The organism is Limimaricola soesokkakensis (assembly GCF_900172345.1).
Lineage (GTDB): Bacteria > Pseudomonadota > Alphaproteobacteria > Rhodobacterales > Rhodobacteraceae > Limimaricola > Limimaricola soesokkakensis.
Window position 1 is genome coordinate 473,174 of record NZ_FWFY01000001.1, and the last position, 14,183, is coordinate 487,356.

Annotated in this window: 16 protein-coding genes; 10 read left to right on the forward strand and 6 right to left on the reverse strand. The window is 68.2% G+C overall.

Annotation, left to right across the window (positions count from 1 at the left end; genetic code table 11):
- Positions 1-24 precede the first annotated feature (24 nt).
- A complete protein-coding gene (locus LOS8367_RS02225) occupies positions 25-804 on the forward strand; it encodes an SDR family oxidoreductase (protein WP_085894802.1) in 780 nt (259 codons plus the stop codon).
- A 61-nt stretch (positions 805-865) separates the two neighbouring features.
- Entirely contained in the window at positions 866-1,990 is a 1,125-nt protein-coding gene (locus tag LOS8367_RS02230; RefSeq protein WP_085894803.1) for an ABC transporter ATP-binding protein, read from the forward strand.
- 81 nt (positions 1,991-2,071) lie between these two features.
- On the opposite strand, the gene LOS8367_RS02235 is transcribed toward LOS8367_RS02230, so the two are convergent.
- Positions 2,072-2,743 (reverse strand): helix-turn-helix transcriptional regulator, encoded by a 672-nt coding sequence (locus LOS8367_RS02235; RefSeq protein ID WP_085894804.1) that lies wholly within the window; start codon positions 2,741-2,743, stop codon positions 2,072-2,074.
- Positions 2,744-2,915: 172 nt separating this feature from the next.
- Between LOS8367_RS02235 and LOS8367_RS02240 the strand changes: the two genes are divergently transcribed.
- From LOS8367_RS02240 to LOS8367_RS02255, 4 genes are read left to right on the forward strand one after another with little or no spacing between them, the layout of a single operon-like run.
- The gene (locus LOS8367_RS02240; RefSeq protein WP_085894805.1) at positions 2,916-3,146 is read left to right on the forward strand and encodes a twin-arginine translocase TatA/TatE family subunit; all 231 of its coding nucleotides are present in this window, start codon (positions 2,916-2,918) and stop codon (positions 3,144-3,146) included.
- A gap of 23 nt (positions 3,147-3,169) precedes the next feature.
- Positions 3,170-3,673 carry a Sec-independent protein translocase protein TatB gene (gene tatB / locus LOS8367_RS02245; RefSeq protein ID WP_085894806.1) on the forward strand — a complete coding sequence of 168 codons (504 nt, stop codon included), beginning with the start codon at positions 3,170-3,172 and terminating at the stop codon, positions 3,671-3,673.
- Positions 3,670-4,527 (forward strand): twin-arginine translocase subunit TatC, encoded by an 858-nt coding sequence (gene tatC, locus LOS8367_RS02250; RefSeq protein ID WP_085894807.1) that lies wholly within the window; start codon positions 3,670-3,672, stop codon positions 4,525-4,527. The genes tatB and tatC overlap by 4 nt, the downstream gene beginning before the upstream one ends.
- Before the next feature lie 41 nt (positions 4,528-4,568).
- Positions 4,569-5,366, forward strand: a complete 798-nt coding sequence (locus LOS8367_RS02255) for an ATP-binding protein (protein ID WP_085894914.1) — start codon at positions 4,569-4,571, stop codon at positions 5,364-5,366.
- Positions 5,367-5,437: 71 nt separating this feature from the next.
- Here the strand turns inward: LOS8367_RS02255 and LOS8367_RS02260 are convergent, their stop codons facing one another.
- From LOS8367_RS02260 to LOS8367_RS02275, 4 genes are all read right to left on the reverse strand, one after another.
- Positions 5,438-6,715, reverse strand: a complete 1,278-nt coding sequence (locus tag LOS8367_RS02260) for a M23 family metallopeptidase (protein ID WP_085894808.1) — start codon at positions 6,713-6,715, stop codon at positions 5,438-5,440.
- Between the two features lie 77 nt (positions 6,716-6,792).
- On the reverse strand, positions 6,793-7,434 hold the full coding sequence (locus LOS8367_RS02265; RefSeq protein WP_085894809.1) for a protein-L-isoaspartate(D-aspartate) O-methyltransferase: 642 nt from the start codon (positions 7,432-7,434) through the stop codon (positions 6,793-6,795).
- Positions 7,431-8,231, reverse strand: a complete 801-nt coding sequence (gene surE / locus LOS8367_RS02270; protein ID WP_085894810.1) for a 5'/3'-nucleotidase SurE — start codon at positions 8,229-8,231, stop codon at positions 7,431-7,433. The genes LOS8367_RS02265 and surE overlap by 4 nt, the downstream gene beginning before the upstream one ends.
- A 136-nt stretch (positions 8,232-8,367) precedes the next feature.
- Complete coding sequence (locus LOS8367_RS02275; RefSeq protein ID WP_085894811.1) at positions 8,368-9,021, reverse strand: SDR family NAD(P)-dependent oxidoreductase; 654 nt, start codon at positions 9,019-9,021, stop codon at positions 8,368-8,370.
- A 328-nt stretch (positions 9,022-9,349) separates the two neighbouring features.
- On the opposite strand from LOS8367_RS02275, the gene LOS8367_RS02280 reads away from it, so the two are divergent.
- Complete coding sequence (locus LOS8367_RS02280; protein ID WP_085894812.1) at positions 9,350-9,832, forward strand: VOC family protein; 483 nt, start codon at positions 9,350-9,352, stop codon at positions 9,830-9,832.
- A gap of 43 nt (positions 9,833-9,875) precedes the next feature.
- Here LOS8367_RS02280 and purF read toward each other — a convergent pair whose 3' ends face one another.
- On the reverse strand, positions 9,876-11,339 hold the full coding sequence (gene purF, locus LOS8367_RS02285; RefSeq protein WP_085894813.1) for an amidophosphoribosyltransferase: 1,464 nt from the start codon (positions 11,337-11,339) through the stop codon (positions 9,876-9,878).
- Positions 11,340-11,632: 293 nt separating this feature from the next.
- On the opposite strand from purF, the gene LOS8367_RS02290 reads away from it, so the two are divergent.
- The 3 genes from LOS8367_RS02290 to LOS8367_RS02300 are packed head-to-tail and all read left to right on the forward strand — an operon-like array spanning position 11,633 to position 14,183.
- Positions 11,633-13,069, forward strand: a complete 1,437-nt coding sequence (locus LOS8367_RS02290; protein ID WP_085894814.1) for a cytochrome ubiquinol oxidase subunit I — start codon at positions 11,633-11,635, stop codon at positions 13,067-13,069.
- The gene (gene cydB / locus LOS8367_RS02295; RefSeq protein WP_085894815.1) at positions 13,069-14,088 is read left to right on the forward strand and encodes a cytochrome d ubiquinol oxidase subunit II; all 1,020 of its coding nucleotides are present in this window, start codon (positions 13,069-13,071) and stop codon (positions 14,086-14,088) included. Before LOS8367_RS02290 ends, cydB begins: the two co-directional genes overlap by 1 nt.
- Positions 14,088-14,183, forward strand: coding sequence for a DUF2474 family protein (locus LOS8367_RS02300; protein ID WP_085894816.1), 96 nt, complete (start codon positions 14,088-14,090; stop codon positions 14,181-14,183). The genes cydB and LOS8367_RS02300 overlap by 1 nt, the downstream gene beginning before the upstream one ends.

Genomic DNA, 14,183 nt, shown 5'->3' on the forward strand with positions numbered 1-14,183 from the left:
GCCATGCAAACAGGGAGAGATCTGATGGATCTGGGTATCAGGGGCAAGCGGGCGCTGGTCTGCGCCTCGTCCAAGGGGCTGGGGCGCGGTTGCGCCGAGGCGCTGGCCGAAGCGGGCGTCGATCTGGTGATGAACGCGCGGGGGCAGGAGGCGCTGGAACAGGCGGCGCAGGAGATCCGCGACCGTTTCGGGGTCGAGGTCGTCACCGTCGCCTGCGACGTGACCACGCCGGAGGGGCAGAAGCAGGTGATCGACGCGGCGCAGGGTGTCGACATCCTCGTCACCAATGCGGGCGGCCCGCCGCCGGGCATGTGGACCGATTGGGACCGCGAGGATTTCATCCGTGCGCTCGATGCCAACATGCTGACGCCGATCGCGCTGATGAAGGCGCTGGTGCCCGGCATGATGGATCGCGGCTGGGGACGGGTGGTCAACATCACCTCGCAATCGGTGAAATCGCCGATCCCGGCGCTGGGCCTGTCGAACTCGGCGCGCGCCGGTCTCACCGGCTATGTCGCGGGCACCTCGCGGCAGGTCGCGCCCTCGGGCGTGAACATCAACAACCTGCTGCCCGGCATCCATGACACCGACCGGGCCGCCTCGCTCGATGGCGGCGTGTCGAAGAAGGAGGGGATCAGCGTCGAGGAAGCCCGCGCCCGCCGCGAGGCGACGATCCCGACCCGGCGCTACGGCACGGCCGCCGAGTTCGGCGCGACCTGCGCCTTCATGTGCTCGCAGCATGCGGGATTCATGGTCGGGCAGAACGTTCTTCTGGATGGCGGCGCGGGCAACCAGACCATGTAAGCTTGCGGGCGCGGGGCGGGATTGCTAGGGCATTCCGACGCAATTGATCGGGATTTGGCCCTTGTTCGAGACCTCCCCGCCCCGCACGCCGCAGCAGACCGCGCCCGCCCCGCGGCTGGAGATCCGCGACCTGACCCGCGTCTTTTCGGGCCGCGAGGTCGTCAGCGGCGTATCGCTCAAGGTGATGCCGGGGCAGGTGACCTGCCTGCTCGGCCCGTCGGGCTGCGGCAAGTCCACCACGCTCCGGATCATCGCCGGCGTCGACCGGCAGGATGCGGGCGGCGTCTATGTCGACGGCCGCCCGATCTCGGAGGGCGCGCTGCACATGCCGCCGGAGGCGCGCGGCATCGGCCTGATGTTCCAGGACTTCGCGCTGTTTCCCCATCTCGACGTGGCGCGCAATGTGGGCTTCGGCCTCAAGGGGCCCAAGGCCGAGATCCGGGCCCGGGTCGAAACGCTGCTCGACAAGGTGGGCATGCGCCGCCACATCGACCGCTACCCGCACGAGCTTTCGGGGGGTGAGCAGCAACGCGTGGCGCTGGCGCGGGCGCTGGCGCCCAGCCCGCGCATCCTCTTGATGGACGAGCCGTTTTCGGGGCTCGACGACCGGTTGCGCGATGATATCCGCGACGAGACGCTCGGCGTGCTCAAGGCCGAGGGCACGGCGGTGCTGCTGGTCACGCATGAGCCCGCCGAGGCGATGCGCATGGCCGATGAGATCGCGTTGATGCGCGACGGCCACGTCGTGCAGTACGGCGCGCCCTACAACATCTACAACGCGCCCAAGGACCGGGAGGCCGCCGCCTTCTTCAGCGACATCAACGTGATCGAGGGCCGCGTTCAGGGCGCGCTGTGCGACACGCCGTTCGGGGATTTCCTGACGCCGGGCCTGCCGGATGGCACCGAAGTCGAGATCGTGATCCGGCCGCAGCATCTGAAGATCGATTTCGACCGACAGGGGCGCGGCCCGAACCCGACCACCCGCGAGGGTACCCCTGCCGCCGGCACGGTCGAGCGCGCGCGCTTTCTCGGGGCCTCCAGCCTCGTGGAATTCCGCATGGACCATGACGGCGAGATCCTACGCGCTTCTGTGCCTTCGGTCTTCCTGCCTAAGCCCGGCACGCGGCTCTGGCTGATGATGCGACGCGACCGCTGCTTCGTCTTTCCGAAGCGACGCGCTGGCTGAGGCCTCGGGATTTGCGTATTTGAGGAAAGATGAACCAAGGGGCGCGCCTCCCCGGTTCATCTTCCTCCAAATACGCAAACGCTAGGTCGAGGCGAGGCGCTGCGCTTCCAGGTCCTGAAGCGTCCGTCCCGGCTCATCCACGAAAAGCTGCGGCAGCACGCGCAGCGCCGCGATCCGGTCGACCCGCAATTCGGCGAAGCCGCGCGTCGTCTCGCTCCAGCTCGTCAGGGTCCAGACCCGGCCCCAGTAGTCGAGCCGGAGCGGCCGCAGCACCATCGGGTCCGAAGCGTCGCGCATCGTGATCTGCAGCTTCTGGCGCGCGCGGATCGCCGCGCGCAGGCTGCTCATATGACGGAACCCGGCCACCGCGTCGCCCAAGGGCGGGGTTGCGAAGCTCCAGCCGCCGGGGTGGTCGCGGTCCTCCGGCAGCACCGCGTCGATCCGGCCCGAGAGCGACCGCGCCGCCGCGCCCAGCTCGGAATCCCCACCCTGCGCCACCGCCGCCAGCCCCAGATGCAGTGCCTCCAGTTCGGTCATGGTCAGGTTCATGGGCGGCAGCGTCACCGCGGCCGTGGCACGGTAGCCAAGACCGCGCCGGCCTTCGACCGGCACGCCGGAAGCGATGAGCCGGTCCATGTCCCGGTAGACGGTCCTGAGCGAGGTGCCGAGCCGCTGCGCCAGATCCTCGGCCCGGTGCAGCCGGCCATCGCGCAGGATGCGGATCATTTCCACGAGTCGGTCGGCACGGGGCATGAGCGGGGTCCTCCTGCCGTTAAATTGCCAACTGACAACTTCGTGTCAATAAAAGCGGCGGGCTTCCGCGCGAAAAGGGTTTCCGCCCTTTTACCCGGTCCCCGGGGCGCGTATCTGGAGGCTGCGAGACAAGGCGCGGTCCGGAGCGGGCCGCCGGGATGGGAGACACGCCATGCTCAACAATATCGGCCTTCCGGGCCTCCTTCTGATCGCCGTCGTGGTGCTGGTGCTGTTCGGCCGCGGCAAGATTTCCTCGCTGATGGGCGAGGTCGGCAAGGGCATCACCGCCTTCAAGCGCGGCGTCGATGACGGCAAGAAAGAAATCGACGATCAGTCGAAGACCATCAACGAGGCCGGCACCGTGCACGAGCCGCACGCCGCCGAGGACAAGGACCGGGTCTGAGGCCCGAGACAGGATAGACCGAGATGTTCGATCTGGGCTGGAGCGAGCTTCTGCTGATCGGGGTCGTGGCGCTGATCGTGGTCGGCCCCAAGGACCTGCCGGGGATGTTCCGTGAAATCGGCCGCTTCACCGGCAAGGCCAAGGCGATGGCGCGCGAATTCTCCCGCGCCATGGAGGACGCGGCCGACGAGAGCGGCGTGCGGGATATCCAGAAGACGATCAAGGCGGCCGCCGACCCCAAGGGCTTTGGCACCGATGCGCTGAAGAAGAACCTGAAGCCGGGCGGCGCCACCGAAAAGCTCTCCGAGGAACGAGCCGAGACGCGCCGCAAGGTTGAGGAGGCGACGGGCAAGGCCGCGTCCGAGCGGCGGGCGCGCGAGGCCGCGGCGCCGACCGACGAGGAACTGGCCGATCTCGAGCCCGATTTCGAACCGGAGCTGGAGCCCGAGCCGATCAGCGCCCCGGCGGAGCCGGTCGAGCCCGCCAAGCCCGCTTCGCCCGCGCGAAAGGACGACACGACATCATGAGCCCCGTGGATGAGATCGAGGACAGCTCGGCGCCGTTGATCGAGCATCTGGCCGAGCTGCGCACGCGGCTGATCCGCTCCGTGCTCGCCTTCGTGGCAGGCATGATCGTCTGCTTCACCGTCTGGAACCCGATCTTCGATTTCCTGACCCGGCCGCTCTGCGCCGCGATGGCGTCGCGCGGTCAGGAGGATTGCGGGTTGATCCTGATCGCGCTGCAGGAGGGCTTCTTCGTCGCGGTGTCGATCTCGATGCTGGGGGGGCTGGTGCTGGCCTTCCCGGTGATATCGTTCCAGATGTGGCGCTTCGTGGCGCCGGGGCTCTACAAGTCCGAGAAGGGCGCGTTCCTGCCCTTCATGATCGCCTCGCCCTTCATGTTCTTCCTGGGCGCTTCCTTCGCCTATTACGTCGTGACGCCGCTGGCCTTCGACTTCTTCCTCGGCTTCCAGCAGCCCGGCAGCCTGACCACCGGCGTCGAGAGCGACACGGCGGTGGCCGGCATCGCCTTCCAGGGCTCGGCGCAGGCCTATCTCGCCCTGACCATCAAGTTCATCGTGGCCTTCGGGCTGTGCTTCCAGCTGCCGGTTCTGCTGACGCTGATGGGCAAGGCGGGGCTGGTCTCTGCCAAGGGTCTCGGCTCGGTGCGCAAATATGCCGTGGTCGCCATCCTGCTGCTCGCCGCCGTCGCGACGCCGCCGGACGTGGTGAGCCAGGTGATCCTGTTCACCGTGGTCTACGGTCTCTACGAGGTCTCGATCCTTCTGGTAGCGCGCGTCGAGCGCAAGCGCGAGGCACGGCTGCGGGCCGAAGGTCTCTGGATCGAGGACGAGGATGAGGACGCGGAGGATGCGAAGTGAGCGGCGACGCGCTCGATCGCATCGCGGCGGCACTGGAGCGGATGAGCCCGCCGCCCCAGCCCGCCGCCTCGCTGCGCGGCGCGCCCGCCTATATGTGGCAGCCGGATCCGGATCGGCTCGCACCCGTGCCGAAGGTGAGCCGGGTGGCGCTGCAATTGCTGCTCGGTATCGACCGGGCCCGCGACACGCTCTTGTCGAATACCCGCCGCTTCGCGCAGGGGTTGCCGGCCAACAATGCCCTACTGTGGGGTGCGCGCGGCATGGGAAAGTCCAGCCTCGTCAAGGCGGTGCATGGCGCTCTTGAGGCCGAGTTCCCGGATCTGAAGATCGTCGAGGTGCAGCGCGAGGATCTCCAGAGCATCGATCGTTGCCTGTCGATCCTGCGCGCCGCGCCGCAGCGTTTCATCCTGTTCTGCGACGACCTGTCGTTTTCCCATGATGACGCGCATTACAAGTCGCTCAAGGCGGTGCTCGATGGCGGCATCGAGGGGCGGCCCGAAAACGTGGTGCTCTATGCCACCTCGAACCGCCGCCACCTGATGCCACGCGACATGATTGAGAACGAGCGCTCCACCGCGATCAGCCCCTCCGAGGCGGTCGAGGAAAAGGTGTCGCTGTCGGATCGCTTCGGCCTCTGGCTCGGGTTTCACCCCTGCGATCAGGACGAGTTCCTGTCGATGATCCGGGGCTATTGCGACGCTTTCGGTGTCGGCATCGACGATGCGCGGCTGCGCGCCGAGGCGATCGAATGGCAGGCCACGCGCGGCGGGCGTTCGGGCCGGGTGGCATGGCAGTTCTTCACCGATCTCGCTGGCCGCGAGGGCGTGAAGATCGGCTGAGGAGGCCTTGAGCCGAAACGAAGAAGGGCCGCCCCTCGGGGCGGCCCTTTTCGCATTGGCGTGCCTGAAGCTCAGGGCAGGTAATTGGTCGGGTCCTGGCTTTCCATGCCCTTGCGCACCTCGAAATGCAGCAGGCTCGGGGAGCCCGCCTTCACCTTGCCGATGGTCTGGCCCTTGGTGACGCTGGCGCCGCGCTCGACCGTCAGATCGACGACATGGGTGTAGACCGTGAGCAGCTCGTCGGGATGGCGGATCACCACGATCTGGATGCCCTCGGTATTGGTGGTGATCGCGGCCACGGTGCCCGCGGCGGCGGCCTTCACCGCGCTGCCAGCCGGCGCGCCGATGTCGATGCCGTCGTTGCGGCCCTTGGCATAGGCGCGGATGATGCTGCCCTGTGCCGGCATCGCCATGGCCGATGCTTTCGGCTGGGCCTGCTCGGCCACCGGCTGCGGCTCCGGGACGGGGGCCGGCGCGGCAGGGGCCGGCGCGGCAGCGGGCGGCTCTTCCTGCGGCAGCGGTGCGGCGGCGGAGGGCGGGGTCGGTGTCGGGCTACCGGCGCCGGGCGGGGTCACGGCGGTCGGAGTCGGGGTGGCCGGGGCCGCGGGGGCGGCGCCCGCGGGCGGGATCAGCAGGAACTGCCCCTCGCGCACCGCGAGATCGGAGCCGAGACCGTTCCATTCCGCGAGGCTGCGCACCGGCACGTTGTAGAGGCGGGCGATGGAATAGGCGGTCTCGCCCCGGCCCACCTGGTGGCGCACCGGCTCCTCACCGCTGGGCAGGGCACGCGGCGTCGCGACCGAGGCCGAGCTGGCGGCGCTGCTGGCGGCGGGCGTCTGCGGCGGGAAGCTGGGCTGGCTCTGCGTCTGCGGCGCGGCGCGGTCGATCGCGGCGCCGGCCAAGGTCGTGACGTCGATCCGACCGGTGCTCACGGGCGGGGTGCCGGTATTCGACGGGGTGATCGGGCCGGTGACGCTCGCCCCGGTGGCGGGCGAGGGTTCCGCGACGCGGCTGGGCAAGGCGATGACCTCGCCGCCGCGCAGGCTGGCATCGGCCGAGACGCCGTTGTAGCGCGCCAGCGCCCCGGCCTCGAGCCCGAGCCGGCTGGCCAAGGTGACGACCGTGTCGCCTTCGCGCGCCACGGCGACCTGGTAGTTCGGGTAGGAGATCACGCCGCGATCATCGGGGCGCGGTCGCGGCGCGGGGTTGAGCGCCGCGGCCGAGGTATCGAAGCCGTTGCCCATGTCGCGCAGGTCGGGGTCGAACGGTTCGGCACAGGCCGCCAGCAATGCCAGCGCCGTGGTGCAAGACAGCAGGCGCCATGCCCGGCGGAGAGATGTGTTCTGCATCGATCTGTCCTCGTATCCCTTCTGCCCCCCTGTTCTCCGGGGGTTCGTATATGCGAGGCGCGCCGCCCCGCTCCGTCTCAGTCCTGTCCCAGCCCTTCGACCAGGGGCACGAAGCGCACCGCGCGCAATTCCTCGTAGTCGAAGCCCGTATCCTTGCGCGTCACCCGGATCAGGCTTTGCACCGTGTCGGACTGGCCGACGGGAAGCACCATGATACCGCCCACCCTGAGCTGCGCCAAGAGCGGGCCGGGGGGATCCTCGGCCGCGGCGGTCACGATGATTCGGTCGAACGGTGCCTGCTCGGGCAGGCCGAAGGAGCCATCGGCGGTGATCGCGGTGATGTTGGGCAGGTCCATCGCTTCGAACACGGCGCGCGCCTCGGCCACGAGGCTGCGAAACCGGTCGATCGTGTAGATGCGCCGCCCGAGTAGGCTCAGGATCGCGGCCTGGTAGCCCGAGCCGCAGCCCACTTCGAGTACCTTGTCGCGCGGCTGCACATCGAGCGCCTGTGTCATCAGACCGACCACCGAGGGCTGCGAAATGGTCTGGCCGCAGGCGATCGGCAGCGGCATGTCGGCATAGGCGCGCTCAGCGAAAAGTCCCTTCACGAAGCGCGCGCGGTCGATCTTCTCCATCGCGTCGAGCACCCGCGCATCCGTCACCCCGTGCGAGCGCAGGGCGTAGAGAAAGCGCATCTTGGCGTCGGCGTCGAAGCTCATGCCACGGCATCTCCCAGCGCGGCCGTCACCGCGTCGAGCGCGTCGTGGGCGGTGAGATCCGCGCGCATCGGCACGACCGAGATATAGCCGTCGAGATTGTCCTGCGCGTCGGTGCCGGGTCCGGTCGGCACGTCCTGCCGCCCGCCGCGCACCCACAGGAAACGCCGGCCCGATGGCGAGACATGCGGCTCGACGCCAAAGGAGGTGTCGCGCCGGAACCCTTGCCGCCCGACCCGCAATCCGCGCACGTCGGCGCCGGGCAGGGCCGGGAAATTGACGTTGTAGAACAGCCGGTAATCGGCCTCGGAATCCCAGATGGCGTGGTCGAGCAGCCGCCTGACCGTGGCCGCGCCATGCCGCCTTGCCGCGTCGAACGGATCATCGAGCGAAACATTGGCGGGCCCGTAAAACTGCGACAGCGCGATCGCCGGCAGCCCGTGCAGCGCCGCCTCCATGGCGCCGCCGATGGTGCCCGAATACATGGCGTTCTCGGCGGCGTTGTTGCCGCGGTTGACGCCCGAGAGCACGAGGTCGGGGCGCCCGTCGGCCAGCACGTCATGCAGGCCGGCCATGACGCAATCGGCGGGGCTGCCCTCGGCTGCGAAGCGGCGCGGGCCGAGCTCGGCGATCATCGTGGGGTGGGTGTAGGAGATGCAATGCGCCACGCCGGACTGCTCGAAGGCGGGTGCGACGACCCAGACCTCGCCCGAGGGACCGGCGATCTCGGCCGCGATCTCCTCGAGCACCTTCAGCCCCGGTGCGTTGATGCCGTCGTCATTGGTGATGAGAATGCGCATGCGGCCCCCTTTGGCCCCTTGTTACGGGAGCGGCAGGGGGGCGGCAAGCATTGCAAGACGGGGCGCAGGCGATCGTGCGGATCGCCTTGGGCAAAACCCGGAGAACGACGGCGACCGGCGCGCGGCCGCCAGCCTTTCAGTCCTCGAGAAGCTCGGGGAGCAGCCGTGCCGCCTCGGCCCGGATATCGGTCAGATCGCTCCGGTCTTCGCCCGGGTAGAACCGCGCGCGGGTGGCGGTGGGCATCGGACGGGGTGCGAGGATGCGGATTTCGGGGCCGGTCTTCACGGTTTCGGCCTGCCAGGACCGCACGAGCGCCATCTGCGCCGCCTTGGTCGATCCGTAATGCCCAAAGAACTTCTCGCCGCCCTGCGGGTCGTCGAAGAAGACGGCGCGGCCTGTCTGGCCCAGAAGCGGCGCGACATAGGCGATCAGTCGCGCCGTGGCGCGCAGGTTCACCGCGATCGAGCGGTCGAGATCCTTGTCGGCGAGATGCGGCGCGGGGGCCAGCGGGCCCGCGTGGATCGCGGTGTGGATCCACATGTCGATGCCGCCCCAGCGGTCGTGGATCGAGCGGCAGAGCTGCTGCATCGCCTCGGGCACGGTGATGTCCATCGGCGCCAGCGTCGCCTGACCGCCCGCGGCGCGGATCCGGTCATCGAGTTCTTCGAGCGCGCCGGTGGTCCGGCCCACGGCGACGAGGTGGCGGCCGGGTGCCAGCGCCTCGGCGATCGCGGCGCCAAGGCCGCGGCTGGCGCCGGTGATCAGGATGGGCTTTGCAGTCTCGGTCATGCCGAAAGGTCTCCTTGGGTCGCGTGGTGGCGGCGCGCCAGCTCGGCACGAGCGGCGTCGAGCCGCAGCGCCCGGCCCCCGGCATGGGGACGCGATCGGGGGCGATGGGGCGCGAGGGAAGTGGGATGCGGCTGGGTCATTCGCCCTGCATGTGAAGCATATCGCGCCGTCCGGCAAGGGTGGCACGCATCGCACCGGGTGACCCGCCCCGCCGCATTACGGCGCCACCAGCTTGGCGGATCTCCGCTATCGTTACCTCATGCTTACCTTGCGGCAATTGCGTCGCGGCCGGGTCCGTCCTAGCCTGACAGGGTTGGGAGGCGCGTTGATGGAACCAGCGCAACAGCGGATCTGCCTATGGTTCTATACACAGGGCGAGCAGGCCGCGCGGTTCTACGTCTCGCTGCTACCGGACAGCCGGATCGAAAGGGTGCTGCGCGATCCTGCGAGCGGCACCGTCAACATCGTCGAGTTCCGTCTGGGCGGTATCGGTTATCTCGCCATCAACGGCGGGCCGCATCTGCGGCTTACCGAGGCGGTGCCGATATCGGTCCTGACCCGAGATCAGGGCGAGACGGATCGGCTTTGGAACGCGCTGATCGCGGAAGGCGGCGAGGGCGGGCGCTGCGGCTGGCTGCGCGACCGTTTCGGCCTTCCCTGGCAGGTTCTGCCCGAGGCGCTGCCGCGTCTGCTGGCCCAGGCGGATCGCGACGCCGCCGGGCGGGTCGCGCAGCGCCTGCTGGAGATGGGCCGGATCGAGATCGCCGAACTCGAGGCCGCCTTCGACGATACCGGCCTGCATCAGGCTTGACGCAAGGGCCGTCGCGCCGCCGAAGCGGCGCCGGGCTGCGGGCTTATTCAGCCGCGGTCTTGAGCTGGAAGCCCTTGTCGACCATGTCGGCGGGCACCACCGGGTAGTCGCCCGAGAAGCAGGCGTCGCAATAGCGCGGCGCCTTGGCGTCACGCCCCTCGGCCACGCCCACGGCACGGTAAAGCCCGTCGAGCGAGATGAATTTGAGGCTGTCGACGTCGAGATGGCGGCGCATCTCCTCCTCGCTCATATGCGAGGCCAGCAGCTTCTCGCGCTCGGGCGTGTCGACACCGTAGAAACAGGGCCAGGCGGTCGGCGGGGACGCGATGCGGAAATGCACCTCGGCGGCGCCCGCGTCGAGGATCATCTCCTTGATCTTGCGCGAGGTGGTGCCGCGCACCACCGAGTCGTCAACGAGGATCACCCGCTTGCCGCGGATCAGGGCGCGGTTGACGTTGAGCTTGAGCCGCACGCCCATGTTGCGGATCTGCTCGGAGGGCTCGATGAAGGTCCGGCCCATATACTGGTTGCGGATGATCCCCATGCCATAAGGGATACCGCTTTCATGGCTGTAGCCGATGGCCGCGGGCGTGCCCGAATCCGGCACCGGGCAGACGAGATCCGCCTCGACCGGGGCTTCGCGCGCCAGCTCGACGCCGATCTGGCGCCGGGTCTCGTAGACCGAGCGGCCGCCGAGGATGCTGTCGGGCCGCGAGAAATAGACATGCTCGAAGATGCAGAAGCGCGAGGCGCGGTTCTTGAAGGGGAAGTTGCTTTCGACGCCCTTGGGGGTGATTACCACCATCTCGCCCGGCTCGATCTCGCGCACCAGCTCGGCACCGACGATGTCGAGCGCGCAGGTCTCCGACGACAGCACCCAGCCATCGCCCAGCCTACCCAGCACCAGCGGGCGCACGCCCAGCGGGTCGCGGCAGCCGATCAGCTTGGTGCGGGTCATCGCGACGATCGAGAAGGCGCCCTCGCATTTGCGCAGCGCCTCTTCCATGCGGTCGGGGATCGAGCGGCCCATCGAGCGCGCCATCAGGTGGATGATGCATTCGGTGTCCGAGGAGGACTGGAAGATCGAGCCACGCTCGATCAACTCGCGGCGCAGCGCGGCGGCGTTGGTCAGGTTGCCGTTATGGGCCACGGCGGCGCCGCCCATCGAGAATTCGCCGAAGAAGGGCTGCACGTCGCGGATCGCGGTCTGACCCTTGTGGCCGGAGGTCGAGTAGCGGACATGGCCGATCCCGAGCGTGCCGGGCAGGGTTTCGAGCACCTCGCGCGAGGTGAAGTTGTCGCGCACATAGCCCATGCGGCGGGCCGAGCAGAACCCCGCCTCGGGGTCGTGGGTGACCATGCCGGCGGCTTCCTGTCCGCGATGCTGCAGCGCGTGCAGGCCCAAAGCGAGAAAGTTCGCGGCGTCCGAGACGCCGATGACGCCGAATACGCCGCATTCCTCCTTGAGCTTGTCGTCGTCGAAGGGGTGGGCGGGAAAATCGCGCATCTGGCTGGCTCCGAATACGGTGCGTTGCGAGGACCATTTACGGCCTTCGCGTCCGAGTGTCACGAAAGGATCATATCATCCTTTCCGTCGGGTCGCCCAATGCCCTGTCGCGCGCCGTTACGCAAGGCGAAGGCAGCGTTTCGAGGTCACGTTGTCGCGCCCGCCGCCGACCATGGCCCGCCGCGCGCGCACCCGGCGAGGCACGATGTCGCGTTCGCCCCTTGGAGGCAGGATGTCGCGTTGCCTCGGCGCACCCTGTCCCTAAGTCAGGGGAAGGCAGAAGGATTTCGCCCATGGACACCTTTCTCGGCTTCGACGCGGTCACGCTGGCGCGGATGCAGTTCGGCTTCACCGTGGCCTTCCACTTCATCTTCCCGGCGGTCTCGATCGGGCTGGCGAGCTTTCTCGCGGTGCTCAACGCGCTGTATCTGTGGACCAAGAACGAGGCCTATCTCCGACTGTTCAAGTACTGGCTGAAGATCTTCGCGATCACCTTCGCCATGGGGGTCGTGTCGGGCATCACCATGTCCTACCAGTTCGGCACCAACTGGTCGGTGTTTTCCGACATCGCGGGACCGGTGATCGGGCCGCTCATGGCATACGAGGTCCTGACCGCCTTCTTCCTAGAGGCGGGTTTCCTCGGGATCATGATCTTCGGGCGCGATAAGGTGGGGCCGGGGCTGCACATGTTCGCCTGCCTGATGGTGGCGGTCGGCACCGCGATTTCGGCGACATGGATCCTCTCGGTGAATTCGTGGATGCAGACGCCGCAGGGCTTCTCGATCGGCGAGAACGGGCAGTACCTGCCCGAGGACTGGTGGGCGATCATCTTCAACCCGTCCTTCCCCTACCGGCTCGCGCACACGCTGACGGCGGCCTATCTGACCACCGCCTTCATCGTCGGCGGCGTCGGGGCATGGCACCTGCTGCGCGGGCAGCGCGAGAACCCCGGCGTGCGCACCATGTTCTCCATGGCGATGTGGATGGCGGCCATCGTCGCGCCGCTGCAGATATTCCTCGGCGACATGCACGGCATCAACACGCTGAAGCACCAGCCGGCCAAGGTGATGGCGATGGAGGGGCATTTCGAAAGCCATGAACATGGCGCGCCGCTCTACCTGTTCGGCATTCCCGATCAGGAGGCGCAGGAGCTGAAATACGCGATCGGCATTCCGAAGCTGTCCTCGCTGATTCTCGAGCACGACCTGAACGCGCCGCTGGCCGGTCTCGACACGATCCCGCGCGATGAGCAGCCCCCGGTCGCCATCGTGTTCTGGAGCTTCCGTGTCATGGTGGGCCTGGGCTTCGCGATGCTGGGGGTGGGGCTGTTCTCGCTCTGGGCGCGGTTCCGCGCGCGGCTCTACGATGCCAAGTGGCTGCATCGCGCGGCGCTGGTGATGGGGCCGTCGGGGCTTGTCGCGGTCATCGCGGGATGGATCACCACTGAGGTCGGTCGCCAGCCCTATGTGGTCTATGGCGCGCTACGGACGTCCGAGGCGCATTCGCCGCTGGGGGCCAGCGCGGTCGGCACCTCGCTCATCGCCTTCGTGGTGATCTACTTCGTGATCTTCGGCGCGGGCGTGGCCTATATCCTCAAGCTGATGCATCACGCGCCGGCGCTGGGCGAGCGCGGCGTGCGGGTGGAGCCCGGGCCGATCCGCACCTCGGGCATCAACCCCGATCGGCAGATGCGCGAAAGCGGCCGTGACATCGCACCGGAGACCAGCTGATGTTCTATTCCATCGATCTCACCGTCGCATGGGCCCTGCTGCTGGCCTTCTCGGTCTTCGTCTATGTCGTGCTGGACGGTTTCGATCTGGGCATCGGCATCCTCTACCCGTTCTTCCGGGAGAAGTCGGACCGGGACATCATGATGAACTCGGTCGCGCCGGTCTGGGACGGCAACGAGACATGGCTCGTGCTGGGGGGCGGCGGTCTCTTCGCCGCCTTTCCCCTAGCCTATGCGGTCATCATGCCCGCCGTGTATCCGGCGATCATCGCGATGCTGCTGGCGCTAATCTTTCGCGGCGTGGCGTTCGAATACCGCTGGCGGGCCAGTTCGCGCCTGTCCAAGCGGGCTTGGGACGCGGCCTTCATCGGCGGCTCGGTCACGGCGGCGCTGGCGCAGGGGATCATCCTCGGCGCCTTCCTACAGGGGATCGAGGTCGAGGGCCGCGCCTATGCGGGCGGCTGGTGGGACTGGCTCACGCCGTTTTCGATCCTGTGCGGCGTGTCAGTAGTGGTCGGTTACGCCTTTCTCGGCGCCTGCTGGCTCAACATGAAGCTCGAGGGCGAGATCCAGCACCGGGTGCGGGTCATGGCGCGGGCCTTCTTCGTGGCGACGATAGTCGGCATCGTGGCGGTGAGCCTCGCGACCCCGTTCCTCGGCGCGGGCTATGCCGCGCGCTGGTTCGGCTGGCCGCAGATCGCGCTGACCGCGCCGGTGCCGATCCTGATCGGGGGCATTGCGCTGCTGCTGCTGCGCTCGCTGTTCCACCCGACGCGCGACCGGCTGCCCTTCATCCTCGGGCTGGTGCTCTTCGCGCTGTGTTTCCTGGGGCTCGGGATCTCGATCTGGCCGCTGGCCATCCCGCAGGAGATCACGATCTGGGAGGCGGCGGCGCCGGCCAAGAGCCAGCTCTTCATGTTCGTAGGCGCGATCGTGCTGGTGCCGATCATCCTAGCCTATACCGGCTACGCCTACTGGGTGTTCCGCGGCAAGCTCGACCCTGAGAAGGGGTATCACTGATGCTGAGGCGGGTGGTCTGGTTCGTGGCGCTCTGGGCCGCGGGGGTCGCAGCGGTCGGCGCGGTGGCCTATGCCATCCGCGCCGTTCTGCTATGA

Bases quoted from the DNA above. Each gene is read 5' to 3' on its own strand.
- LOS8367_RS02225 (WP_085894802.1), top strand. From the start codon at position 25: ATGGATCTGGGTATCAGGGGCAAGCGGGCGCTGGTCTGCGCCTCGTCC.
- LOS8367_RS02235 (WP_085894804.1), bottom strand. From the start codon at position 2,743: ATGCCCCGTGCCGACCGACTCGTGGAAATGATCCGCATCCTGCGCGAT.
- LOS8367_RS02240 (WP_085894805.1), top strand. From the start codon at position 2,916: ATGCTCAACAATATCGGCCTTCCGGGCCTCCTTCTGATCGCCGTCGTG.
- tatB (WP_085894806.1), top strand. From the start codon at position 3,170: ATGTTCGATCTGGGCTGGAGCGAGCTTCTGCTGATCGGGGTCGTGGCG.
- tatC (WP_085894807.1), top strand. From the start codon at position 3,670: ATGAGCCCCGTGGATGAGATCGAGGACAGCTCGGCGCCGTTGATCGAG.
- LOS8367_RS02255 (WP_085894914.1), top strand. From the start codon at position 4,569: ATGAGCCCGCCGCCCCAGCCCGCCGCCTCGCTGCGCGGCGCGCCCGCC.
- LOS8367_RS02260 (WP_085894808.1), bottom strand. From the start codon at position 6,715: ATGCAGAACACATCTCTCCGCCGGGCATGGCGCCTGCTGTCTTGCACC.
- LOS8367_RS02265 (WP_085894809.1), bottom strand. From the start codon at position 7,434: ATGAGCTTCGACGCCGACGCCAAGATGCGCTTTCTCTACGCCCTGCGC.
- surE (WP_085894810.1), bottom strand. From the start codon at position 8,231: ATGCGCATTCTCATCACCAATGACGACGGCATCAACGCACCGGGGCTG.
- LOS8367_RS02275 (WP_085894811.1), bottom strand. From the start codon at position 9,021: ATGACCGAGACTGCAAAGCCCATCCTGATCACCGGCGCCAGCCGCGGC.
- LOS8367_RS02280 (WP_085894812.1), top strand. From the start codon at position 9,350: ATGGAACCAGCGCAACAGCGGATCTGCCTATGGTTCTATACACAGGGC.
- purF (WP_085894813.1), bottom strand. From the start codon at position 11,339: ATGCGCGATTTTCCCGCCCACCCCTTCGACGACGACAAGCTCAAGGAG.
- LOS8367_RS02290 (WP_085894814.1), top strand. From the start codon at position 11,633: ATGGACACCTTTCTCGGCTTCGACGCGGTCACGCTGGCGCGGATGCAG.
- cydB (WP_085894815.1), top strand. From the start codon at position 13,069: ATGTTCTATTCCATCGATCTCACCGTCGCATGGGCCCTGCTGCTGGCC.
- LOS8367_RS02300 (WP_085894816.1), top strand. From the start codon at position 14,088: ATGCTGAGGCGGGTGGTCTGGTTCGTGGCGCTCTGGGCCGCGGGGGTC.